At 59.4% G+C, this 21,366-nt stretch carries 23 protein-coding genes; 15 read left to right on the top strand and 8 right to left on the bottom strand.

Annotated features, from left to right (window positions below):
• Positions 1 to 155 precede the first annotated feature (155 nt).
• The gene (dksA, locus tag DBR18_RS11825) at positions 156 to 599 is read right to left on the bottom strand and encodes an RNA polymerase-binding protein DksA (RefSeq protein ID WP_003228250.1); all 444 of its coding nucleotides are present in this window, start codon (positions 597 to 599) and stop codon (positions 156 to 158) included.
• Between the two features lie 334 nt (positions 600 to 933).
• Here dksA and DBR18_RS11820 point away from each other — a divergent pair, with 334 nt between their 5' ends.
• Together DBR18_RS11820 and sfsA are read left to right on the top strand one after the other, a co-directional pair.
• Positions 934 to 2,106: a pyridoxal phosphate-dependent aminotransferase gene (locus DBR18_RS11820; protein WP_108590447.1), complete on the top strand. Its 1,173-nt coding sequence runs from the start codon at positions 934 to 936 to the stop codon at positions 2,104 to 2,106.
• Positions 2,106 to 2,819 (top strand): DNA/RNA nuclease SfsA, encoded by a 714-nt coding sequence (sfsA, locus tag DBR18_RS11815; protein ID WP_108590446.1) that lies wholly within the window; start codon positions 2,106 to 2,108, stop codon positions 2,817 to 2,819. Before DBR18_RS11820 ends, sfsA begins: the two co-directional genes overlap by 1 nt.
• Here sfsA and DBR18_RS11810 read toward each other — a convergent pair.
• Positions 2,816 to 3,133, bottom strand: a complete 318-nt coding sequence (locus tag DBR18_RS11810; RefSeq protein WP_108590445.1) for a Rieske (2Fe-2S) protein — start codon at positions 3,131 to 3,133, stop codon at positions 2,816 to 2,818. The genes sfsA and DBR18_RS11810 overlap by 4 nt on opposite strands.
• A 162-nt stretch (positions 3,134 to 3,295) precedes the next feature.
• Between DBR18_RS11810 and DBR18_RS11805 the strand changes: the two genes are divergently transcribed.
• Genes DBR18_RS11805 through DBR18_RS11790 form a run of 4 tightly spaced genes read left to right on the top strand, consistent with a single transcriptional unit; the run spans position 3,296 to position 6,841 of the window.
• Positions 3,296 to 4,168, top strand: a complete 873-nt coding sequence (locus tag DBR18_RS11805; protein ID WP_108590444.1) for a hemin ABC transporter substrate-binding protein — start codon at positions 3,296 to 3,298, stop codon at positions 4,166 to 4,168.
• Positions 4,169 to 4,218: 50 nt separating this feature from the next.
• Complete coding sequence (locus DBR18_RS11800; RefSeq protein ID WP_177482373.1) at positions 4,219 to 5,202, top strand: iron ABC transporter permease; 984 nt, start codon at positions 4,219 to 4,221, stop codon at positions 5,200 to 5,202.
• Entirely contained in the window at positions 5,202 to 5,969 is a 768-nt protein-coding gene (locus DBR18_RS11795) for a heme ABC transporter ATP-binding protein (protein ID WP_108590442.1), read from the top strand. The genes DBR18_RS11800 and DBR18_RS11795 overlap by 1 nt, the downstream gene beginning before the upstream one ends.
• Positions 5,970 to 5,989: 20 nt before the next feature.
• Positions 5,990 to 6,841, top strand: a complete 852-nt coding sequence (locus tag DBR18_RS11790; protein WP_108590441.1) for a ChaN family lipoprotein — start codon at positions 5,990 to 5,992, stop codon at positions 6,839 to 6,841.
• Between the two features lie 226 nt (positions 6,842 to 7,067).
• Here DBR18_RS11790 and DBR18_RS11785 read toward each other — a convergent pair whose 3' ends face one another.
• The 4 genes from DBR18_RS11785 to DBR18_RS11770 form a co-directional block, all read right to left on the bottom strand.
• Complete coding sequence (locus DBR18_RS11785) at positions 7,068 to 7,868, bottom strand: Crp/Fnr family transcriptional regulator (RefSeq protein WP_108590440.1); 801 nt, start codon at positions 7,866 to 7,868, stop codon at positions 7,068 to 7,070.
• 16 nt (positions 7,869 to 7,884) lie between these two features.
• Positions 7,885 to 8,157, bottom strand: coding sequence for a TfoX/Sxy family protein (locus tag DBR18_RS11780; protein ID WP_003228231.1), 273 nt, complete (start codon positions 8,155 to 8,157; stop codon positions 7,885 to 7,887).
• Between the two features lie 280 nt (positions 8,158 to 8,437).
• On the bottom strand, positions 8,438 to 8,782 hold the full coding sequence (locus tag DBR18_RS11775) for a pentapeptide repeat-containing protein (protein WP_098965625.1): 345 nt from the start codon (positions 8,780 to 8,782) through the stop codon (positions 8,438 to 8,440).
• A gap of 91 nt (positions 8,783 to 8,873) precedes the next feature.
• Complete coding sequence (locus DBR18_RS11770) at positions 8,874 to 10,430, bottom strand: bifunctional aminoglycoside phosphotransferase/ATP-binding protein (RefSeq protein ID WP_108590439.1); 1,557 nt, start codon at positions 10,428 to 10,430, stop codon at positions 8,874 to 8,876.
• Between the two features lie 116 nt (positions 10,431 to 10,546).
• Between DBR18_RS11770 and mrcB the strand changes: the two genes are divergently transcribed.
• Genes mrcB through DBR18_RS11755 form a run of 3 tightly spaced genes read left to right on the top strand, consistent with a single transcriptional unit; the run spans position 10,547 to position 13,978 of the window.
• Positions 10,547 to 12,871, top strand: coding sequence for a penicillin-binding protein 1B (gene mrcB, locus DBR18_RS11765; protein ID WP_108590438.1), 2,325 nt, complete (start codon positions 10,547 to 10,549; stop codon positions 12,869 to 12,871).
• Positions 12,872 to 12,887: 16 nt separating this feature from the next.
• Complete coding sequence (locus tag DBR18_RS11760; protein ID WP_108590437.1) at positions 12,888 to 13,643, top strand: tetratricopeptide repeat protein; 756 nt, start codon at positions 12,888 to 12,890, stop codon at positions 13,641 to 13,643.
• Entirely contained in the window at positions 13,643 to 13,978 is a 336-nt protein-coding gene (locus tag DBR18_RS11755) for a YqcC family protein (RefSeq protein ID WP_007963922.1), read from the top strand. Before DBR18_RS11760 ends, DBR18_RS11755 begins: the two co-directional genes overlap by 1 nt.
• Positions 13,979 to 14,072: 94 nt before the next feature.
• On the opposite strand, the gene DBR18_RS11750 is transcribed toward DBR18_RS11755, so the two are convergent.
• Positions 14,073 to 14,489, bottom strand: coding sequence for a DUF4124 domain-containing protein (locus DBR18_RS11750; RefSeq protein ID WP_108590436.1), 417 nt, complete (start codon positions 14,487 to 14,489; stop codon positions 14,073 to 14,075).
• A 399-nt stretch (positions 14,490 to 14,888) separates the two neighbouring features.
• On the opposite strand from DBR18_RS11750, the gene DBR18_RS11745 reads away from it, so the two are divergent.
• From DBR18_RS11745 to msrQ, 6 genes are all read left to right on the top strand, one after another.
• On the top strand, positions 14,889 to 16,613 hold the full coding sequence (locus tag DBR18_RS11745) for an acetolactate synthase 3 large subunit (protein WP_007963927.1): 1,725 nt from the start codon (positions 14,889 to 14,891) through the stop codon (positions 16,611 to 16,613).
• A 2-nt stretch (positions 16,614 to 16,615) separates the two neighbouring features.
• The gene (ilvN, locus tag DBR18_RS11740; protein WP_003205610.1) at positions 16,616 to 17,107 is read left to right on the top strand and encodes an acetolactate synthase small subunit; all 492 of its coding nucleotides are present in this window, start codon (positions 16,616 to 16,618) and stop codon (positions 17,105 to 17,107) included.
• A gap of 48 nt (positions 17,108 to 17,155) precedes the next feature.
• Positions 17,156 to 18,172: a ketol-acid reductoisomerase gene (gene ilvC, locus DBR18_RS11735; RefSeq protein ID WP_007959661.1), complete on the top strand. Its 1,017-nt coding sequence runs from the start codon at positions 17,156 to 17,158 to the stop codon at positions 18,170 to 18,172.
• A 146-nt stretch (positions 18,173 to 18,318) separates the two neighbouring features.
• On the top strand, positions 18,319 to 19,176 hold the full coding sequence (pssA, locus tag DBR18_RS11730; protein ID WP_007963928.1) for a CDP-diacylglycerol--serine O-phosphatidyltransferase: 858 nt from the start codon (positions 18,319 to 18,321) through the stop codon (positions 19,174 to 19,176).
• 63 nt (positions 19,177 to 19,239) lie between these two features.
• Positions 19,240 to 20,253, top strand: coding sequence for a protein-methionine-sulfoxide reductase catalytic subunit MsrP (gene msrP / locus DBR18_RS11725; protein ID WP_108590435.1), 1,014 nt, complete (start codon positions 19,240 to 19,242; stop codon positions 20,251 to 20,253).
• Positions 20,253 to 20,864 carry a protein-methionine-sulfoxide reductase heme-binding subunit MsrQ gene (gene msrQ, locus DBR18_RS11720; RefSeq protein WP_108590434.1) on the top strand — a complete coding sequence of 204 codons (612 nt, stop codon included), beginning with the start codon at positions 20,253 to 20,255 and terminating at the stop codon, positions 20,862 to 20,864. Before msrP ends, msrQ begins: the two co-directional genes overlap by 1 nt.
• A gap of 127 nt (positions 20,865 to 20,991) precedes the next feature.
• On the opposite strand, the gene DBR18_RS28505 is transcribed toward msrQ, so the two are convergent.
• On the bottom strand, positions 20,992 to 21,366 hold a 375-nt coding region (locus DBR18_RS28505), incomplete at its 5' end, for a hypothetical protein (RefSeq protein WP_256588487.1).

The raw sequence follows: 21,366 nt of genomic DNA, 5'->3' as shown, positions 1-21,366 counted from the left end.
TTGTAGGAGTGAGCCTGCTCGCGATAGCAATAGGTCAGTCAACATAGATGTTGAATGTCAGGCCGCTATCGCGAGCAGGCTCACTCCTACACAAAGGCAAAAGGCAGAAACAAAAACGGAGCGTTCGCACGCTCCGTTTTTCGTTCAGGTCGAGATTACTTGCCGACCTGCTTTTCCTTGATTTCCGCCAGGGTCTTGCAGTCGATGCACAGATCCGCGGTAGGGCGGGCCTCGAGGCGCTTGACGCCGATCTCGATGCCGCAGGACTCGCACCAGCCGTATTCTTCGTCCTGGATCAGTTCGAGGGTCTTGTCGATCTTCTTGATCAACTTGCGCTCGCGGTCGCGGGCGCGCAGCTCGAGGGCGAATTCTTCTTCCTGGCTGGCACGGTCGGCCGGGTCAGGGAAGTTGGCCGCTTCGTCTTTCATGTGATCAACAGTACGGTCGACTTCCTGCATCAAGTCCTGTTTCCACTTGTTCAGGATCTTGGTGAAGTGCGCGCGCATGGGGGCGCCCATGTACTCTTCGCCGGCCTTCGGAACATAAGGTTCGAAGCCGCTGATCGTCGCTTGCTGCTGTTGCTTTGCTTGGGTGGGCATGAAATGGACCGCCTCTACTCTTGTAATCCATTGCGCAGGATTGCTCCATCACCGACACCTGCCGGCCCTGCGGCTGCAAGCGGGCGAACTTACCAGATCAATTCGGCCTGCGCTACTCCCGGATGTCGAGGCCCCGGCGGGTGGCGCTTGCAGAAGTTTGGCAAGACATGTCTGACAGTAATGGAGACCTGATCAATCTCTGATTTTAGTCAATCCTGGAGCGTACGCGCATATCGTTACAGTCCAGCGTTCTTGAGGCTGTGACCGCGACGGGTTCTCGCTCGTTCCGGCAGATGGGTAGAATCGTTTCTTTTTCTCTGTCGAAGGAAGGCCAATGGCTCAGCCCTACAGTGCGCGCAGTCGTGCGATCGAACCGTTCCATGTGATGGCGCTGCTGGCGCGGGCCAACGAACTGCAGGCCGAAGGTCACGACGTGATCCATCTGGAAATCGGCGAGCCGGACTTCACCACGGCCGAGCCGATCATCCGTGCCGGGCAAGCGGCGCTGACGGCGGGCAAGACCCGCTACACCGCCGCGCGGGGCATTCCCGAGTTGCGCGAGGCCATTTCCGGGTTCTATCAGACGCGTTATGGCCTGAACATCGATCCGCGACGGATCCTGATCACGTCGGGTGGCTCCGGCGCGCTGTTGCTGGCCAGCGCCTTGCTGGTGGATCCGGGTAAACACTGGCTGCTGGCCGACCCGGGTTACCCATGCAACCGGCACTTCCTGCGTCTGGTCGAAGGCGCGGCGCAGCTGGTGCCGGTGGGCCCGGAGGTGCGCTATCAATTGACCCCGGATCTGGTGGCGCGGCACTGGGATCACGACAGCGTGGGAGCGTTGGTGGCGTCGCCGGCCAACCCGACCGGCACCATTCTGACCCGTGATGAACTGGCCGGGTTATCCACCGCAATCAAGGCGCGCCACGGGCATCTGGTGGTGGACGAGATCTACCACGGCCTGACTTATGGCACCGATGCCGCCAGCGTGCTGGAAGTCGATGACAGCGCTTTTGTCCTCAACAGTTTCTCCAAATATTTCGGCATGACCGGTTGGCGCCTCGGCTGGCTGGTGGCGCCGGATGCGGCCGTCAGTGAGCTGGAAAAACTCGCGCAGAACCTCTACATCAGCGCGCCGAGCATGGCGCAGTACGCGGCACTGGCCTGTTTCGAGCCGGACACCATCAGCATTCTGGAGGAACGCCGCGCCGAATTTGGCCGCCGGCGCGACTTCCTTCTGCCGGCGTTGCGGGAGTTGGGTTTCAACATTGCCGTCGAGCCGGAAGGCGCGTTCTATTTGTACGCCGATATCAGCCGGTTCGGCGGTGATGCCTTCGCGTTCTGCCGACACTTTCTCGAAACCGAGCATGTTGCTTTCACTCCGGGGCTGGATTTCGGCCGTTATCAGGCCAGCCACCATGTGCGTTTTGCCTACACGCAAAACCTCCCTCGCTTACAGGAAGCAGTGGAACGTATCGCTCGCGGCCTGAAGAGCTGGCAAGGCTGATGCGCTTTTATCCGGCTCTGGAAGAGGCGCGGCTGATCCGTCGCTACAAACGTTTTTTGGCAGATGTTGAAACGGTCAACGGCGAGTTGTTGACCCTGCACTGCCCGAACACCGGCTCGATGCTCAACTGCCAGGTCGAGGGCGGGCAAGTGTGGTTCAGTCGCTCAAACGACCCGAAACGCAAGCTGCCCGGCACCTGGGAAATCGGCGAAACCCCGCAGCGCCGGCTGTTCTGTGTGAACACCGGGCGTGCCAATGCGCTGGTTGAAGAGGCGCTGCAAGCGGGAGTCATCAGTGAGTTGAACGGCTTCACGGCGCTTAAACGTGAAGTGGCGTACGGTCAGGAAAAGAGCCGCATCGATTTTCGCCTCGAATACCCGAGCGGGCCGGCCTATGTGGAAGTGAAAAGCGTCACCCTGGGATTCGACGGGACGAATGTGGCGGCATTTCCCGACGCGGTCACCCAGCGTGGCGCCAAGCATCTGCGTGAACTGGCGCATCTGGCCCGTGACGGTATTCGTGCGGTGCAGCTGTATTGCGTCAATCTCAGCGGGATCGAGGCGGTGCGGCCAGCTGACGAAATCGACTCGGCCTACGCGGATGCCCTGCGCGAGGCCGTTGCATGCGGGGTCGAAGTGCTGGCCTACGGCGTGCGATTGAGCCACGAAGAAATGGTGATCGACCGGCGGCTGGACGTTTTGCTCAACGGTTAAACGTCGATCCACACGCCTTGGACATCTTCGCGGCAGGGGATGGCGGTCAAGGATTGCCCGGCGCAGGGGCCGGCGACGCATTCACCGTCCTCGATGAGAAACAGTGCGCCGTGGGTGGCGCACTGGATCAGGCTGTTGCTCGGGTCAAGAAACCGATCAGGCTGCCATTCCAGGCCGACGCCACGATGCGGGCAACGGTTGAGATAAACATAGGCCTGACCCTGGCGGCGCACGGCAAACAGTTTGTTGCCGTCGATGTCGAAACCGCGGCTGGCTGCTTCGGCCAACTCGGCGCCCGCGCACAAAAACTTCATGGCTATCCTCAAGTGTCGGCTCGTTACGGAAAATGTCCGAGCTTGACGTTTAAATGCAAACAATTATCAAATGGCCGCCTTCGCCCACTGCGTGCGACCGTCGCCAAGGATACTTGGCCTGCGGTTGCGCTGCCCGGGAAACCTGTTCAAGGAAAGCTGCGTATGCGCCTGAGTACCCGCGTTGTTGTGCTGTGTGTCGGACTGCTTGCGAGCCTGCAAGCGGTAGCGGCTGATTTGCCACAACGTTGGGTCAGTGCCGGTGGCGCGCTTTCGGAATGGGTGAGTGCGTTGGGCGGCGAGGCGAAACTGGTTGGGGTCGACACTACCAGTCAGCATCCCGAATCACTGAAGAAACTGCCCAGCATCGGTTATCAACGCAGCCTCTCGGCAGAAGGCATTCTCAGTCTGCGCCCGGACATCCTCATTGGCACCGAAGAAATGGGCCCGCCACCGGTTATCGCTCAAGTGAAAAGCGCCAGAGTGCAGGTCGAACTGTTCTCGGCGCAGCCGGATCTGCCGACGCTTGAAAAAAACGTTACGCATCTGGGGCAGTTGCTCGGCGCGCAAGCGCAGGCGTCGCAGTTGCTGGAAAGTTATCAACAGCAACTCGCCGCACAGAAAACGCGTGTGACCGAGCTGCAGGCCAGACAAAAAGCCCCCGGTGTGCTGGTGCTGATCGGGCATGCCGGCGGCAAGCCGTTGATTGCCGGCAAGAACACCGCCGCCGACTGGCTGCTGCAACAGGCCGGCGGGCATAACCTGGCGACGCACACCGGCTACAAGCCGTTTTCCGTGGAGTCGCTGGCCGGGCTGGATCCTGAAGTGTTGGTATTTGCTGATCGCGCGTTGACCGGAGAGGCGGCGAAAGCGGCGTTGTTCAAGGAAAACCCGATTCTCCAATCCAGCCGGGCGGCCAGATCCGGCCGAGTGCTGGAGCTGGATCCGACGCTACTGGTCGGTGGACTCGGGCCGCGCCTGCCGGTGGCGATGAAGAGTTTGTCCGACGGTTTCTACCCGACCACGAGCAGCCAATGACCACACTGGTCAAACCACGAAGCCTGTTTATCGGCCTGACGCTCCTGTGTTTGCTGGCCATCTGGTTATCGCTGGCGCTGGGGCCGGTGAGTCTGCCGCTGTTCGATACGTTGCGCGCGGCTCTGCGCATGCTCGGCGCGCCGCTGGCGCCGGACGGTCTGGAGCAGGCTGAACTGATCCTCGGGCAAATCCGCTTGCCGCGCACCTTGCTCGGTCTGGCCGTGGGCGGCGTGCTGGCGTTGTCCGGTGTGGCGATGCAGGGCTTGTTTCGCAACCCGCTGGCCGATCCCGGGCTGGTCGGAGTCTCCAGTGGTGCGGCGCTGGGTGCGGCGGTCGCGATTGTCGGCGGTTCGTTGTTTGGCGGCTTGCCGGAGTGGTTCGGGCCTTATCTGTTGTCGGCGTGTGCGTTTCTCGGTGGGCTGGGGGTGACGGCGCTGGTCTATCGACTCGGGCGGCGCAACGGTCAGACCAACGTTGCAACCATGCTGCTGGCGGGGATCGCCCTGACGGCGCTGGCAAGCTCGGCGGTGGGGCTGTTCACCTATCTGGCGGACGATGCGACGCTGCGCACGCTGACGTTCTGGAACCTGGGCAGCCTCAATGGCGCCAGTTACGCCCGGCTTTGGCCTTTGCTGATCATCAGTGCCGGTGTGGCGCTGTGGTTGCCGCGTCGCGCCAAGGCCCTGAACGCGCTGTTACTCGGCGAGTCCGAGGCGGGGCATCTGGGTATCGATGTCGAGCGACTCAAACGTGAGCTGGTGTTTTGTACCGCGTTGGGCGTTGGCGCTGCGGTGGCGGCAGCCGGGATGATCGGTTTCGTCGGACTGGTGGTGCCGCATCTGGTGCGCTTGCTGGCTGGGCCGGATCATCGGGTGCTGTTGCCAGCGTCGGTGCTGGCGGGGGCGAGTTTGCTGTTGCTGGCGGATCTGGTGGCACGGCTGGCGCTGGCGCCGGCGGAGTTGCCGATCGGTATTGTCACCGCGTTTATCGGCGCACCGTTCTTCCTTTATCTGCTGCTGCGAGGACGTGCCTGATGCTGCGTGCGCGCAATCTGCAGATCCGTCGCGGGCGCAAGACCGTCCTCAGCGACGTCACGTTGCAACTTGCACCCGGCGAGGTGCTGGGCGTACTCGGGCCGAACGGTGCCGGCAAAAGCACCTTGCTCGGTGCCTTGTGCGGTGAACTGGCGGCCAGCGAAGGCGAGGTGTTGCTCGATGACCAGGCCTTGAATCACTGGACAGGCACGCAGCGCGCTCAGCGTCTGGCGGTGTTGCCGCAGGTGTCGACGCTGGATTTTGCCTTTCGTGTTGAAGAAGTGGTCGGCATGGGCCGGTTGCCGTATCAGAGCGGTCGGGTGCGCGATGACGAGATCGTTGCTGCAGCGCTGGGCGCGGCGGATGCCGGGCACCTGAGCGGGCGCAGTTATCTGGCGCTGTCGGGTGGCGAGCGTCAGCGCGTGCATCTGGCGCGGGTGCTGGCGCAGTTGTGGCCGGGGCAGGCCGGGCAAACGCTGTTGCTGGACGAGCCGACCTCGATGCTCGATCCGCTGCATCAACATACGACGTTGCAAGCGGTGCGCGAATTTGCCGACCGTGGCGCGGCAGTGCTGGTCATCCTGCATGATCTGAATCTGGCAGCGCGCTATTGTGATCGGGTGTTGCTGCTCGAAGGCGGGCGCCCGGTAGCGCTGGATACTCCGCAGAAAGTCTTGCGACCGGACTCGCTCAAAGCCGTGTTCGGTCTCGAAGTATTGGTGCAGCCGCACCCGGAGCGTGGGCATCCGCTGATCATCGCCCGCTGATTTCTCATCGAGGTGATGCCATGCGCGGGGTCTGGTTGTTAGCGGTGTTGTGGCTTGCGGGGTGTCAGCATGTTGCCCCGCCTCCACTGGTCAGTGGCGAGATTCGCGATCTGCACAGCGGCCAGGTACTGACGGCGCAGGAACTGCTGACGCGTTTGGCCAAGCCGCAGCAGGTGATCATTGGCGAGCAGCATGACAACAACGATCATCACGCTGTGCAATTGTGGCTGCTGCAGGCGCTCGGCGAGCAGCGTCCCCAAGGCAGCCTGCTGTTGGAAATGCTCACGCCGGATCAACAGCCTAAAGTTGATCATGTTCGCCATGCTGCAGCGCCACCCACGGATCTTCCTGCTGCACTGACCTGGCAGGACGGCTGGGACTGGAATCTTTATGGACCGATCGTTCGGTTCGCCCTCACGCAACCCTATCCTTTATTGGCAGCCAATCTGGATAACGGCGAAATCCGTGCTTTCTATCGTCAGCCGCCAGCCTTGACCGGTGTTCGCAGCAATGCGCCCTCGGTGAAGGCCACGCTGCTTGAGCAGATCAGCGACTCGCACTGTGGCTTGCTGCCCGAATCGCAGATGCCGGCGATGCTCAGCGTTCAGCAACAACGTGATCGACGCATGGCGGAACGTTTGCTGGCGGCGCCGACGCCAGCGTTGCTGTTGGCAGGTGCCTGGCATGCGCGCAAGGATGTTGGCGTGCCGTTGCATGCGCTGGATCTGGGCGCAGCTCGGGCGCCAACGGTGCTGATGCTGGCCGAGCAGGGCGCCGAGGTTACTGTGGCGATGGCCGATTACGTCTGGTACACCCCGGCCACGCCCGCGCAGGATTACTGCGCGCAGATGCGCAAACAGTTCGGCCAATGACTTTTCCACAGACAAAAAAAGACCCGGTAAAAACCGGGTCAAATAACCGTGATTAGCCTGATGAGGAGATAATCTGAGAGTCCGAACCAAGGGCTTTTCAGAATATCGACTGATCTCGCGACCAGTTGTGATAATCATAGCGATTCTCATTAACGAGTCAACCACTGTTTTTCCGTTTGCGTGATTTAGTCGGGCAAATGGCCGGAATGCCCCGGAAAAAGGGGACTTAACGCGCGGGCTTGATCGCGCTCAATTGCGTGATCTGCTGGTTGAGCTGGCCGATGCGCCGCGCCATGCTCTCAATGAGGCTGTGGGCAATCTTTGGATTATTGCGGGTCATGCTCAGAAACTGATCACCGGGAATCAGCATCACCGTGCTTGGCTCGCGAGCGATGACAGTGGCATTGCGCGGCTCGCCGGTGAACACCGCCATGGCGCCGAAAATCTCGTCCTTGGGGACGTCGCCGACTTTGTGCCCGTCAACAAATGCTTCGGCGTGCCCATCGATGATCACGAAAACGTGATCGGCGACATCGCCCTGCTGAATCAGCACCTCACCGCGCCCGACTCGCTTGAAACCATTGGTGCTGCGAAACTCCCGTGGCTTCAGCTCGGCCACCGCGTGGGCCAGCAGCGCCATCTGCCCCAGCAGATACTCAAGCCATTGCTCGGTCCGGTCAGGCTCGGCATACAAATGTTGAAACAGATCGGTTCGCCGATAAGGCAACAGGCGCAGCAGGCCGTCGCAGCGCAGACGGCAATCGGCCCAGGCGTCACCTTGCTGCAAGCCGATCAGGTCGCCTTCCTGCCAGTGAAAAAGCGTACGACCGCCGATGCAGCCGGTGATTACGCCTGCGGTCAGTAGAAACAGCTGATCGTGGGGAAGCTGCGCCATCAGGTCGTCAGTGGATTCCGGCTCAAGGGCTGGCCCGCACGGCACGAGACCCTCCAGCCAGCGCACCGGCAAACTCTGCAAGCGATTGATCAGTGCATCGACAGGTGCCGATTGTTCCCCGAGCAGATACATGGCAGTCAGCGCCTGTTCAGTTCTTGTGACGCGAGGAGATGGCTTCCAGCTGCTTGTTCAAGGCGTCTTTGCGTTCGGCCGGGATGTCGTTCCAGTGCACATCCATCAGCGCCCCTTCGATCGCGTACAACAACACCTTTGATGCGCGAAACCCGCGGGTACGCACCGCCCGATAGGCGTCCACCGCCCCCAGGCGACGCAAGTCCGAGGCGCTGTGAATGCCCACGGCATGCAGCCACTGCGCCGACGTCTTGCCAAGATTCTTCAGGTGTTGCAGTTCATCATTCATCAAGCCTCCTTGCGACGGCCGAATGGTGCGTGGGCGATCTTCTCAGGAGTGTAGCCATCAGTAGGAAAAGCGTGGTTCTTTGGTCGGATTAGACGCAAACGCTACTAAGAAAAGGGCTGCGAGCGCAGAAAGGAGGGAAGAAACGCTGAAACAATGTGGGAGCGAGCTTGCTCGCGAAGGCGTCCTGTCAGCCACCAGATGTATCGACTGACACTACGCCTTCGCGAGCAAGCCCGCTCCCACAGGGGAAAGGCGTCGGGTCAGAGAAAGATAAAAAGTATCAGCGAGTGCGATAACGCAGGCGGGTGCCGAAATTCATCGACATCAGGATCTCGTCGGCACTGAGTTCCGGCGGAAAGTACGCCCCGGAAATCTGCGCATGGGCCAGGCTTGCGCCTTCGAGCGAGGCATTACGGAAATCGATGCCGCGCAAATCGGCGGACCGGAAGTAGGCGTCCCGGAAATCCACGCCATCAGCGTTCAGTTCACGCAGATCGAGGCCACGGAAGTCGCCACCGACCATGTCGATCGGGCCGTCGTTCGGGCGTTCCTTGTTGAAGCCTGTGATGTCGTCTTTGTGCAGCAAGGCATAAAGCGGAGTGTCGAGAAGTTTCGGCTGGCTCATGTCATTTCACCTGTTGGTTTTATGACGCCAGTATAGTGCCACTATTTGACGGCCGTGAAGCCAGCGAGGGCATCACGGCCGAAATAGTTTCTTACAAGCCTGGCAGGCGCTGGCGGATCTGCGCTACCACGGTATCGAGGGTCCCGCTTTCATTGGTCTGCACGCGTTTGCTGCGCAGAATCTCTTCTGGCGTCAGTGCTTCGCGGCTGGCCTGCTGGGCCTCGATGACCGCCAGGGTGGCGTCGGAAGGGTCTTTCCTGTCGGCCTGACGAATCGCCAGCCAGCTCTCGATCACGGCTTGCGGTGCGTTGCAGTCGAGGATCAGGAACGGCGTGCCGGTGGCTTCGGCCACTTGGGCGGCGCTGTCGCGTTGCTCGCGCTTGAGGTAGGTCGCATCGATCACCACCGGGAACCCGGCGTGCAGAATCACTTCGGCAATCTCATGCAGGCGGGCATACGTAGCAGCGCTGGCGTCGGCGCTGTAAATCCCGGCCTGCACGTCGTTGGCTACAGTTTGCTCGCCGAACAGACGCTTGCGCTCGACGTCCGAACGCAGGCGAATCGCGCCCAGCGCCTCGACCAGACGCATGGCCACGTGGCTTTTGCCGACAGCCGATACGCCATGGGTGATCGCCATGAAGCGCGAAGGAATGGTGCTGTAGCTTTCCGCCAGGTTGGCGTAGTTGCGGTACTGGCGCAGGGTGGTGGCGCGCTGCACCGGGGTGGCGTCTGCCGGCATGCTGAACAGTGCAACTTTGGCGCGAACCAGGGCGCGGTAGGCTTTGTAGAAGTTCAGCACTTCCAGGCCTTGATAGTCGCCGGTCAGTTCCAGGTATTGACTGATGAAACGACGGGCCAGGGATTTCAGGCCACGGTCTTCCAGGTCCATCGCCAGGAAACCGGTATCGGCCCAGACATCGGTGAAACGAAACGGCTCGTTGAACTCGATGCAGTCGAAGATCACCACTTTGCCATCGATGAGCGTGGCGTTGCCCAGGTGGATGTCGCCGTGACATTCGCGGGTGAAACCCTCGTCCTTGCGCTGAGCGAACAGTGGCTTGAGGCGTTCGAAGCTGCTTTCGGCCCAGGCTTTCAGCGCTTCAAGTTGCAGCAGGTCGTTCTTGTCGCTGAGGAATGGCAGAATCTGTTCGAAGTTTTGCGCGACCGGCGCCATCACGCTGTCCGGGGTACCTGCGTCGTGCTCGGCCGGGACTTTCGGTGCACTGAGGTGGAATCTGGCGATCTGCTCGGCCATTTCATCAATGTGCCGAGTAGTCAACTCACCGTTGGCTTGCAAGGTGCTGAGCAATCCGGTCTGCGGGAACTGACGCATTTTCAGCACATATTCGATGGCCGGGCCGTCGCCCCCCAATTGCGGTGCTTCGACACTGCCGGTCACCGGCAACACTTCCAGATACAAATCCTCGGTCAGGCGCTGGTTCAGGCGCAGCTCTTCAGCACAAAAATGTGCGCGGGATTCGAGGCCCGTGAAGTCGAGAAAGCCGAAGTTCACCGGCTTCTTCACTTTATAGGCAAAGGGCCCGGTGAGGATCACCCACGAGATATGGGTTTCGATGACCTGGAACCCTTCGACAGGGTGCGGGTAGAGGGCCGGGTTTTGCAGGGCAGCGATCAGTGACTGGCTCACGGGCGATCCTTCAGAGACTGGGAAATTCGAGGTCGCCATTATGGCCGCTCGCCAGCCCGACGCAAACCTCGGAGCGCTCCTGTTGAGTATGAATAAAGTGCGTATAATCCGCCGCCATGACTCGAACTCGATCCCCCCGTTCCAAGAAAAAACCACCTGCCAAGGGCCTGCGCCCATGGTTGGGTTGGGCCATTAAACTCAGCCTGGTCGGCCTTGTGGTGCTGGCCGGCTTCGCCGTTTACCTCGATGCCGTGGTGCAGGAGAAGTTCTCCGGCAAGCGCTGGACCATCCCGGCCAAGGTATACGCGCGTCCGCTTGAGCTGTTCGTCGGACAGAAGCTGAGCAAGGACGATTTCCTCACCGAACTCGACGCCTTGGGTTATCGCCGCGAAGCCGTGAGCAATGGCCCCGGTGCCGCCGCCGTCAGTGGCAATACCGTCGATCTGAATACTCGCGGCTTCCAGTTCTATGAAGGCCTGGAGAAACCGCAGCCGGTGCGCGTGCGTTTCTCTGGCGACTATGTGGCCGAACTCTCCGGGCTCAACGGCGGGAAGTTGTCCGTGGTGCGGCTCGAGCCGCTGATGATCGGCGGCATTTACCCGAAAAATCTTGAAGACCGCATCCTGATCAAGCTCGATCAGGTGCCGCCGTATCTGCTCGACACCCTGGTCGCGGTGGAAGACCGCGATTACTACAGTCACTGGGGCGTTTCGCCGAAATCGATTGCCCGGGCGATCTGGGTCAACACCTCTGGCGGCAAAATGACCCAGGGCGGCAGTACGCTGACCCAGCAGTTGGTCAAAAACTTCTACCTCACCAACGAACGCAGCCTGAGCCGCAAGCTCACCGAAGCCATGATGGCGATGTTGCTGGAGCTGCATTACGACAAGAAGGAAATCCTTGAGGCCTACCTCAACGAAGTCTTCGTCGGGCAGGACGGCCAGCGTGCGGTGCACGGTTTCGGTCTGGCCAGCCAGTTCTTCTTCGGTCAGCCACTGTCCGAGCTGAAACTGCATCAGGTTGCGTTGCTGGTCGGCATGGTCAAGGGGCCGTCCTATTACAACCCGCGTCGCAACCCGGAGCGTGCGCTTGAGCGTCGTAATCTGGTGCTCGATGTGCTTGAGCAGCAAGGCGTGGCGACTGCCGAACAGGTCGAAGCGGCGAAGAAAATGCCACTGGGTGTAACCACGCGCGGCAAGCTCGCCGACAGCTCGTTCCCGGGCTTTATCGATCTGGTCAAACGCCAGTTGCGTGAAGACTACCGCGACGAAGACTTGACCGAAGAAGGCCTGCGCATCTTCACCAGTTTCGACCCGATTCTGCAGATGAAAGCCGAGGCGTCGGTCAATGACACCTTTAAACGTCTGGCTGGACGCAAAGGCTCCGATGATGTGGAAGCGGCGATGGTCGTGACCAATCCGGAAACCGGCGAAGTGCAGGCGATGATCGGTAGTCGTCAGGCCAGTTACGCCGGTTTCAACCGGGCGCTGGACGCGGTGCGGCCGATCGGCTCGCTGGTCAAGCCAGCGGTGTATCTGACTGCGCTGGAGAAACCGAGCCACTACACGCTGACCAGTTGGCTGTCGGATGATCCGCTGTCGATCAAAGGCGCGGACGGCCAGGTGTGGAAACCACAGAACTACGACCGTCGCTCTCACGGCACCGTGTTTCTTTACCAAGGGCTGGCACATTCCTACAACCTGTCGACCTCGCGTCTGGGCCTGGAAGTCGGAGTACCGAATGTGCTCAAGACCCTTGCGCGTCTGGGCGTTACTCGTGAGTTTCCGGCGTTCCCGTCGATGTTGCTGGGTGCTGGCGGCATGACCCCGATCGAAGTGGCGACCATGTACCAGACCCTCGCCAACGGTGGCTTCAACACGCCGATGCGCGGGATCCGCAGCGTACTGACCGCCGAGGGCGAGCCGCTCAAGCGATATCCGTTTCAGATCGAGCAGCGTTTCGATCCGGCGTCCATCTATCTTATTCAGAACGCCATGCAGCGGGTGATGCGTGAAGGTACGGGCAGCTCGGTTTACAACGTGCTGCCCAAGACCCTGTCGCTGGCCGGCAAGACCGGTACCAGTAACGATTCGCGTGACAGCTGGTTCGCCGGTTTCAGTCAGGATCTGCTGGCGGTGGTCTGGCTTGGGCGTGACGACAACGGCAAGACCCCGTTCACCGGGGCGACCGGTGCGTTGCAGGTCTGGACCAGTTTCATGCGCAAGGCTGACCCGCTGCCGCTGGACATGCCGCAGCCGGACAACATCGTTCAGGCGTGGGTCGATTCGCGTACCGGGCAAGGCTCTGATGCCAACTGTCCGGGGGCGGTGCAGATGCCGTATATTCGCGGCAGCGAACCGCCACCCGGCGCCGCGTGTGCAAGCGAAACGCCTGCTTCGCCGGAGTCGGTGATGGATTGGGTCAAGGGCTGGATGAATTAAGCAAAGAGGGTTTCAAGTGAACAAGTGGTTGATTCCAGCGGTGACCGCCGTGGCTTTGCTCAGCGGCTGCTCTACCGTACAGCGTGGTTCGATCCCGGTGGTGGACTCCGGCACGGCCGTGTCCAACAGCGAACGTCTGTCGGCCAATGGCGGTTTCCGCAAGACGACAGTCAAACGTCCAGTGCAGGGTCAGGCGCAATCCCAGGCCATTCCGCAAGGCGACACCGGCGTGGTCGTGATGGTGCCGGGTGGCGGTGCTGCGACATCGGCGCCGATCAGCTCTTCGCCGATCGTTCCTGGCCCGGCGTCCGGCGGGATTACGGCGGGTCCGTACAATCCTTCGCCGGTCGAGTCGGCACCGATCAACACCGGCAGCTACAGCATGCCTTCGACGCCGAGCGGCATTCCTTCGGCCAGCAATGGCGGTGGTCTGTCGGCGGATGAGCAACTGGATGGCCCGGTGCTCGCCTTGCTGACCACCGCGCAACAGCAACAGGCCGGTGGCGACCTCAATGGCGCGTCCTCCAGCCTGGAGCGCGCCCAGCGCGTAGCCCCGCGTGAGCCGCAAGTGCTTTATCGTCTGGCGCAAGTGCGCATGGCGCAAGGTGATGCACCGCAGGCCGAGCAGTTCGCCCGTCGTGCGCTGACCATGGCCAACGGTCGTCCGGACTTGCAGGCCAACCTGTGGGAAATCATCGCGCAGTCCCGTGAGAAACAGGGCGATTCCGCCGGCGCCGCGCTGGCCCGTCAGAAGGCCAAGGTTTCGCTGTGATGGATTCCCGTTTCCCGAAAATCGCCGATCAGTTGCTGCTGATCGAGCGTGAACTGCGCACGCAGGGCTGGTGGGATGAGGTTCAGCCGTCGGCCGAGGCCTTGAGCAGTGTCGAACCGTTCTCGGTCGACACGCTGGATTTCGAACAATGGCTGCAATGGATCTTCCTGCCACGGATGAAGATGATCCTCGAGCAGGACTTGCCGCTGCCCAATGCCTCCGGCATTCAGGAAATGGCCGAGATGGTCTTCGCCCAGCGCAACCTGCAGGGCAAGGATCGACAGTTGCAGGTGCTGCTCAAAGAGTTCGACCTGCTGATCACCGCCTCCCGCTAGCGCCGATCTCCATGTAGGAGCTGCCGCAGGCTGCGATCTTTTGATTGCTTTCAAAGATCAAAAGATCGCAGCCTGCGGCAACTCCTACAGGTACTTATTCGCAGTTCTGCGCAATCTGTTTCTGTGCTTCTACAATGCGCTCCTGACGCTGCGCATCATCCAGCCGTCGCAATTGCCCATCCACTTCTTCTCTCAACCGCGGATTGTTCTGCAACTGCGCCAGATTCGTTCGTGCCTGTTCGCAAAACGCCTTGAGCTGCGACTGCTGTTCGGCTACCTGTTTTTTGACCTTGTCGTCGATGGCTTTCTGATCGCCCAGCGTGCCGCTGCCAGGCATTGCTTCAGGTTTCGGTGGGGGGGAGGAGGGCGTTTGCACGGTGGTGGTCGGCTGACCTTGCGGCGGCTGCGCGTCGAAGTGAGTGACGCCTTGGGCATCGACCCATTTGTAGATTTGAGCGGCCGAGCACCAGGGGCTGAGGCCGATCAGCAGAGTTAACAGAAGCGTTCGCATGCTGATTCCTTGGCAAAATTGCGCAATTGACGCTAACAGAGTAGCTGTTTTCAGGTTTTTTCTTGCGTTCTCATGTGCTTACCCACAATTAGTCACATAGACGGCTTGACTTGGAGAGGGCGAAACAGAAGAATCCAAAGTCCGCTGTAGAGGGACTGCCAGAAGCAGACCCACTCGGTAGATCATGAGGCGCATATCCGCGTCGACCTGTTACACCCGCAACGCGTTACCTCGCGCTGGGTGGGAAAGGCCCGCAACACTTGGGACGATCCCAATACTTGCTCAGTCAGTGCTGACGTAGTCGGCGACCACCGTCGCTCATGCTCTGCCGAGAAGTAAACCTATTAAGACCCGCCCCTTTTTTGTGGACGGTATTCTGGCGTTTTAGAGGTGAACAACGTGGAGCTTTTATCTGGCGGTGAGATGCTCGTCCGCTTCTTGCGTGACGAAGGCGTCAAATATATCTACGGGTACCCGGGTGGTGCTCTCCTTCATGTTTACGATGCCCTGTTCAAAGAACCGGAAGTGACCCACATTCTGGTTCGTCACGAACAAGCGGCTACCCATATGGCTGACGGCTACGCCCGTGCCACCGGTAAAGCCGGCGTGGTATTGGTGACATCCGGTCCTGGCGCCACAAACGCCATCACCGGTATCGCCACCGCCTATATGGATTCGATTCCAATGGTGATCATTTCCGGTCAGGTGCCAAGCACCATGGTCGGCACCGACGCGTTCCAGGAAACCGACATGATCGGTATCTCCCGGCCGATCGTGAAACACAGCTTCATGATCAAGCACGCCTCGGAAATCCCGGAAGTCATGAAGAAGGCTTTCTACCTGGCGCAATCCGGTCGTCCGGGTCCGGTCGTGGTCGATATCCCGAAAGACATGACCAACCCGGCCGAGAAGTTCGAATACGTTTTCCCGAAAAAAGCCAAGCTGCGTTCCTACAGCCCGGCCGTTCGCGGTCACTCCGGGCAAATCCGCAAGGCGGCAGAAATGCTTCTGGCGGCCAAGCGCCCTGTGCTCTATTCCGGCGGCGGTGTGATTCTGGGCAACGGTTCCGCACCGCTGACCGAACTGGCGAAAATGCTCAACCTGCCAGTGACCAACACCTTGATGGGCTTGGGTGGCTTCCCCGGCACCGACCGCCAGTTCATCGGCATGCTCGGCATGCACGGCAGCTACACCGCCAACCTGGCGATGCACCATGCCGATGTGATTCTGGCTGTCGGCGCGCGTTTCGATGACCGTGTGATCAACGGCGCGGCGAAGTTCTGCCCGAACGCCAAGATCATCCACATCGACATCGATCCGGCTTCGATCTCCAAGACCATCAAGGCCGACGTGCCAATCGTTGGCCCGGTGGAGAGCGTCCTGACCGAAATGGTCGCGATCCTCAAGGAAATCGGCGAGACCCCGAACAAGGAGTCCGTTGCCAGCTGGTGGAAGCAAGTCGATGAATGGCGTGGTGATCGCGGCCTGTTCCCTTATGAAAAGGGCGACGGCAGCCTGATCAAGCCGCAGACCGTGATCGAGACCCTGTGCGAAGTGACCAAGGGCGATGCCTTCATCACCTCCGACGTGGGCCAGCACCAGATGTTCGCGGCGCAGTACTACACGTTCAACAAGCCGAACCGCTGGATCAACTCCGGTGGTCTGGGCACCATGGGCTTCGGTTTCCCGGCGGCCATGGGCATCAAGTTGAGCTTCCCGGATGACGACGTTGCCTGCGTCACCGGTGAAGGCAGCATCCAGATGAACATCCAGGAGCTGTCGACCTGCCTGCAATATGGCTTGCCGGTGAAAATCGTCATCCTCAACAACGGTGTACTGGGGATGGTGCGTCAATGGCAGGACATGAGCTACGGCAGCCGTCACTCGCACTCGTATATGGAGTCGCTGCCTGACTTCGTCAAACTGGCTGAAGCCTACGGTCACGTCGGCGTGCGCATCACCGATTCGAAAGATTTGAAGTCGAAGATGGAAGAAGCGTTCGCCATGAAAGATCGTCTGGTGGTGATCGATATTTCGGTCGATACCAGCGAGCACGTCTATCCGATGCAGATCAAAGACGGCTCCATGCGCGATATGTGGCTGAGCAAGACGGAGCGTACTTAATCATGCGGCACATTATTTCCCTGCTTCTGGAAAACGAACCCGGCGCTTTGTCTCGCGTAGTCGGCCTGTTCTCGCAGCGCAACTACAACATTGAAAGCCTGACCGTGGCCCCAACCGAAGACCCGACCCTGTCGCGTCTGACGCTGACCACAGTCGGCCACGATGAAATCATCGAGCAGATCACCAAAAACCTGAACAAGCTGATCGAAGTGGTCAAGCTGGTGGACCTGTCGGAAAGCGCTCACATCGAGCGCGAGCTGATGCTGGTCAAGGTCAAGGCCACTGGCGCCCAGCGCGCCGAGATCAAACGCACCACCGATATTTACCGTGGACAGATCGTCGATGTCAGCGCCAGCGTGTATACCGTTCAATTGACCGGTACCAGCGACAAGCTCGACAGCTTCATTCAGTCCATCGGCACCGCATCGATTCTGGAAACCGTCCGTAGCGGCGTGACCGGCATTGCCCGCGGCGACAAAGTACTCAGCATCTAAACCAAATTAGCGAATGGCCTGAACGGCCTGGATATATAGGGGAAATTCATGAAAGTTTTCTACGATAAAGACTGCGACCTGTCGATCATCCAGGGCAAGAAAGTTGCCATCATCGGTTACGGTTCCCAGGGCCACGCCCAGGCGTGCAACCTGAAAGACTCCGGTGTCGACGTTACCGTCGGTCTGCGTAAAGGTTCGGCCACTGTTGCCAAAGCCGAAGCCCACGGCCTGAAAGTGACCGACGTGGCTGCCGCTGTTGCCGGCGCCGACCTGGTCATGATCCTGACCCCGGACGAATTCCAGTCGCAGCTGTACAAGAACGAAATCGAGCCGAACATCAAGAAGGGCGCCACCCTGGCCTTCTCCCACGGCTTCGCGATCCACTACAACCAGGTTGTTCCGCGTGCCGACCTCGACGTGATCATGATCGCGCCGAAGGCTCCGGGCCACACCGTGCGTTCCGAATTCGTGAAGGGCGGCGGTATCCCTGACCTGATCGCGATCTATCAGGACGCCTCGGGCAACGCCAAAAACGTTGCGCTGTCCTACGCCGCTGGCGTGGGTGGCGGCCGTACCGGCATCATCGAAACCACCTTCAAGGACGAGACCGAAACCGACCTGTTCGGCGAACAAGCCGTTCTGTGCGGCGGTACCGTTGAACTGGTAAAAGCCGGTTTCGAAACCCTGGTTGAAGCTGGCTACGCGCCGGAAATGGCCTACTTCGAGTGCTTGCACGAACTGAAACTGATCGTTGACCTCATGTACGAAGGCGGTATCGCCAACATGAACTACTCGATCTCCAACAACGCCGAGTACGGCGAGTACGTGACCGGTCCGGAAGTGATCAACGCCGAATCCCGTCAGGCCATGCGCAATGCCCTGAAACGTATTCAGGACGGCGAATACGCCAAAATGTTCATCAGCGAAGGCGCAACCGGCTACCCTTCGATGACCGCCAAGCGTCGTAACAACGCCGCTCACGGTATCGAAATCATCGGCGAGCAACTGCGCTCCATGATGCCGTGGATCGGTGCCAACAAGATCGTCGACAAAGCCAAAAACTAAGTCGTCATCCTTGTGCGAAAAACGCGGCCTCGGCCGCGTTTTTTCGTTTGAAACCGATGGTTCTGGTATAAAGCTGCATCGTTTGTGGCCGAACCGTCGTCACAGGCACCTGTCGAAACTTTCCAAACCGTTGCAAGGTAATGTCCATGAGCGAACGTCCCGAAGAGCCGAACCAGGCTTCTGACGCCGAAAGCCTGCTGCCCATCGATGAACATGTCGAGGAAGGGCACGACGCAGAAGGTCGTAAAGTCCGGCATCGTGGTATCTATCTGCTGCCGAACCTGTTCACCACTGCGAACCTGTTCGCAGGGTTCTATTCCATCATCAATTCGATGAGTGCCCAGGCTGCCTTGAGCGCCGGGGATTCTGCGAATGCGAGCAAGTATTTCGCCTTTGCCGCGATCGCGATTTTTGTGGCCATGGTGCTCGATGGTCTCGATGGCCGCGTGGCGCGCATGACCAATACACAAAGTGCATTCGGCGCCGAGTATGACTCGCTGTCGGACATGGTTGCCTTTGGTGTGGCACCGGCGCTGCTGGCCTTCGGCTGGGCGCTGGGTGACATGGGCAAGGTCGGCTGGATGGTTGCTTTCATCTATGTGGCCGGTGCGGCATTGCGTCTGGCGCGTTTCAACACCCAGGTCGGTACGGCGGACAAACGCTACTTCATCGGTCTGGCCAGTCCGGCGGCTGCGGGCGTGGTGGCGGGGATCGTCTGGGCGTTCAGCGATTACGGGATCCAGGGTTCGAAGATGTCGTTCCTGGTTGCCTTGATGGTCGCGGCTGCCGGCATGCTGATGGTCAGCAACATCAAGTACAACAGCTTCAAGGAGCTGGATTTGAAGGGGCGTGTGCCTTTCGTGGCGATCCTCGCCGTGGTGCTGGTGTTTGCCGTTGTTTTCAGTGATCCACCGCGCATTCTGCTGCTGGTGTTCCTTGCCTATGCAGCCTCTGGCCCGGTGCAGTACCTGCTGCATCTTCGTCGGCGCAAAAACGTCGAGTGATGTAATTTCCCGCATACTCCGCAGTCTATGGGTGCATCTGTCCTCCAAAGCTGCGGAGTTGCCATGCTGATCAAAATCCCCAAAGCGTCCGACTGCCATGAGTCGGACGTCACGCCTGAATCCATTTATCTCTCCCGTCGTCAATTGCTCGGAGCTGCCGCGGCCGGTATCGCCGTGAGCGGTCTGCCGCGTTGGGCTGTCGCAGATGAGGCGGCGCGCTACGCTGACGTCGAGCCGGGCAAGGCGCCTGCCTGGTTTGTCGACAAGCTTGCGTCTACTAAATGGGGGGCAGTCGACGTCAAGGATGAGGCGATCACACCTTATAAAGACGCGACTCACTACAACAACTTCTATGAGTTCGGTACGGACAAAGGGGATCCGGCAGCCAATGCCGGATCTCTGAAGACCGAACCATGGAGTGTTGTCGTAGACGGCGAAGTGGGGAAGCCAGGACGCTATGCGCTGGAAGACTTCATGAAACCGTATCAGTTGGAGGAGCGTATCTATCGTCTTCGCTGTGTTGAGGCGTGGTCGATGGTTATCCCGTGGATCGGCTTTCCGATCTCTGCGCTGCTCAAGCAGGTCGAGCCGACCTCCAGCGCCAAGTACATTCGCTTTGAAACGCTGCAGGATCCCAAAAGCATGCCGGGTCAGCGCTCGGGTTTCGCCCTGATCGACTGGCCATATGTAGAAGGCCTGCGTCTGGACGAGGCGATGAATCCATTGGCGATCATGGCGGTAGGGATGTATGGCCGCGAATTGCCGAATCAGAATGGTGCGCCGCTGCGCTTGGTAGTGCCGTGGAAGTACGGGTTCAAAAGCGTCAAATCCATCGTGCGTATCAGTCTGGTCAGCGAGCAGCCGAAAACTACCTGGCAGAGCATCGCTGCAGATGAGTACGGGTTTTATGCCAATGTGAATCCGACGGTCGATCACCCGCGCTGGACTCAGGCGCGGGAGCGGCGTTTGCCGAACAGCCTGTTCAAGCCGAATGTGCGCGATACGCAGATGTTCAATGGCTACGCGGATGAAGTTGCTTCTTTATATACAGGGCTCGATCTGCGGAAGAACTACTGATGCGATATCCGTTCTGGCGTGTGGGGGTTTTTACAGCGACGGCGATCTGGCCGTTGCTTTGGTTTTATCAGGCATTTGCAGATTCGCTTGGCCCGGATCCAGGCAAGGTGCTGGTTGATCGGTTGGGGCTGGGAACGCTCGTATTACTGTTGATCACATTGTGCATGACGCCGTTGCAGAAACTGACGGGGTGGGCGGGGTGGATTGCTGTGCGCCGTCAGTTGGGGCTTTGGTGTTTTGCCTATGTAGTTCTGCATCTGTTTAGCTATCTGGCGTTCATCCTCGGTTTCGACTGGTCGCAGCTGGGGGTGGAGTTGCGTAAGCGGCCGTACATTATTGTCGGCACGTTGGGTTTTCTCGGGTTGTTAGTGTTGGCGGTGACATCCAATCGCTACAGTCAGCGGCGTCTTGGTGTGCGCTGGAAGAAACTGCATCGGTTGGTGTACGTGATTCTGGGGCTGGGTCTGTTGCATATGCTGTGGATTGTGCGGGCTGATCTCAAGGAGTGGGCAATCTATGCCTTTATGGGAGCGGTGCTCTTATTGCTGCGCGTGCCCGCCATTGCTCGCCGGATCCCGCGTTTATTAGCTAAAAAGCAGGTTTTGCAATAAAACTGAAATTAACGGTTGACGGCAGATTCTGAGTCTCTATAATTCGCCCCACTTCCGGCGCAGTCGAAACGGAAAACTCCTTGAGATTCAATGAGTTATACGATTATCGGCAGCGACTTGCTTCAGTTCATCGAGGCTTGGAAGGAGTTGAAAGGGCGGTGATGTTTGGCTCTTTTGACGGTTCGATCTTCTCGGTCGAAGCGGTGAAAAAGAGGTGTTGACAGCAGCGTGTAACGCTGTAGAATTCGCCTCCCGCTAACGAGAGATCGGAAGCGCAAGTGGTTGAAGTTGTTGAAGAAATCTTCGAAAACTTCTGAAAATAATCACTTGACAGCAAATGAGGCTGCTGTAGAATTCGCGCCTCGGTTGAGACGAAAGATCTTAACCAACCGCTCTTTAACAACTGAATCAAGCAATTCGTGTGGGTGCTTGTGGAGTCAGGCTGATAGTCAACAAGATTATCAGCATCACAAGTTACTCCGCGAGAAATCAAAGATGTAAC

It is taken from the genome of Pseudomonas sp. HMWF021 (genome assembly GCF_003061005.1).
Lineage (GTDB): Bacteria > Pseudomonadota > Gammaproteobacteria > Pseudomonadales > Pseudomonadaceae > Aquipseudomonas.
Note: the sequence above shows the minus strand (reverse complement) of the source record. Positions and strands in the feature narration are given on the sequence as shown.

Coding starts and splice junctions, on each gene's coding strand:
- DBR18_RS11775 (WP_098965625.1), bottom strand. CDS start 8,782: ATGAGCCAGCCGAAACTTCTCGACACTCCGCTTTATGCCTTGCTGCAC.
- sfsA (WP_108590446.1), top strand. CDS start 2,106: ATGCGCTTTTATCCGGCTCTGGAAGAGGCGCGGCTGATCCGTCGCTAC.
- dksA (WP_003228250.1), bottom strand. CDS start 599: ATGCCCACCCAAGCAAAGCAACAGCAGCAAGCGACGATCAGCGGCTTC.
- mrcB (WP_108590438.1), top strand. CDS start 10,547: ATGACTCGAACTCGATCCCCCCGTTCCAAGAAAAAACCACCTGCCAAG.
- msrQ (WP_108590434.1), top strand. CDS start 20,253: ATGCGATATCCGTTCTGGCGTGTGGGGGTTTTTACAGCGACGGCGATC.
- DBR18_RS11785 (WP_108590440.1), bottom strand. CDS start 7,868: ATGTATCTGCTCGGGGAACAATCGGCACCTGTCGATGCACTGATCAAT.
- DBR18_RS11780 (WP_003228231.1), bottom strand. CDS start 8,157: ATGAATGATGAACTGCAACACCTGAAGAATCTTGGCAAGACGTCGGCG.
- DBR18_RS11810 (WP_108590445.1), bottom strand. CDS start 3,133: ATGAAGTTTTTGTGCGCGGGCGCCGAGTTGGCCGAAGCAGCCAGCCGC.
- DBR18_RS11805 (WP_108590444.1), top strand. CDS start 3,296: ATGCGCCTGAGTACCCGCGTTGTTGTGCTGTGTGTCGGACTGCTTGCG.
- msrP (WP_108590435.1), top strand. CDS start 19,240: ATGCTGATCAAAATCCCCAAAGCGTCCGACTGCCATGAGTCGGACGTC.
- DBR18_RS11820 (WP_108590447.1), top strand. CDS start 934: ATGGCTCAGCCCTACAGTGCGCGCAGTCGTGCGATCGAACCGTTCCAT.
- DBR18_RS11750 (WP_108590436.1), bottom strand. CDS start 14,489: ATGCGAACGCTTCTGTTAACTCTGCTGATCGGCCTCAGCCCCTGGTGC.
- DBR18_RS11795 (WP_108590442.1), top strand. CDS start 5,202: ATGCTGCGTGCGCGCAATCTGCAGATCCGTCGCGGGCGCAAGACCGTC.
- ilvC (WP_007959661.1), top strand. CDS start 17,156: ATGAAAGTTTTCTACGATAAAGACTGCGACCTGTCGATCATCCAGGGC.
- DBR18_RS11790 (WP_108590441.1), top strand. CDS start 5,990: ATGCGCGGGGTCTGGTTGTTAGCGGTGTTGTGGCTTGCGGGGTGTCAG.
- ilvN (WP_003205610.1), top strand. CDS start 16,616: ATGCGGCACATTATTTCCCTGCTTCTGGAAAACGAACCCGGCGCTTTG.
- pssA (WP_007963928.1), top strand. CDS start 18,319: ATGAGCGAACGTCCCGAAGAGCCGAACCAGGCTTCTGACGCCGAAAGC.
- DBR18_RS11755 (WP_007963922.1), top strand. CDS start 13,643: ATGGATTCCCGTTTCCCGAAAATCGCCGATCAGTTGCTGCTGATCGAG.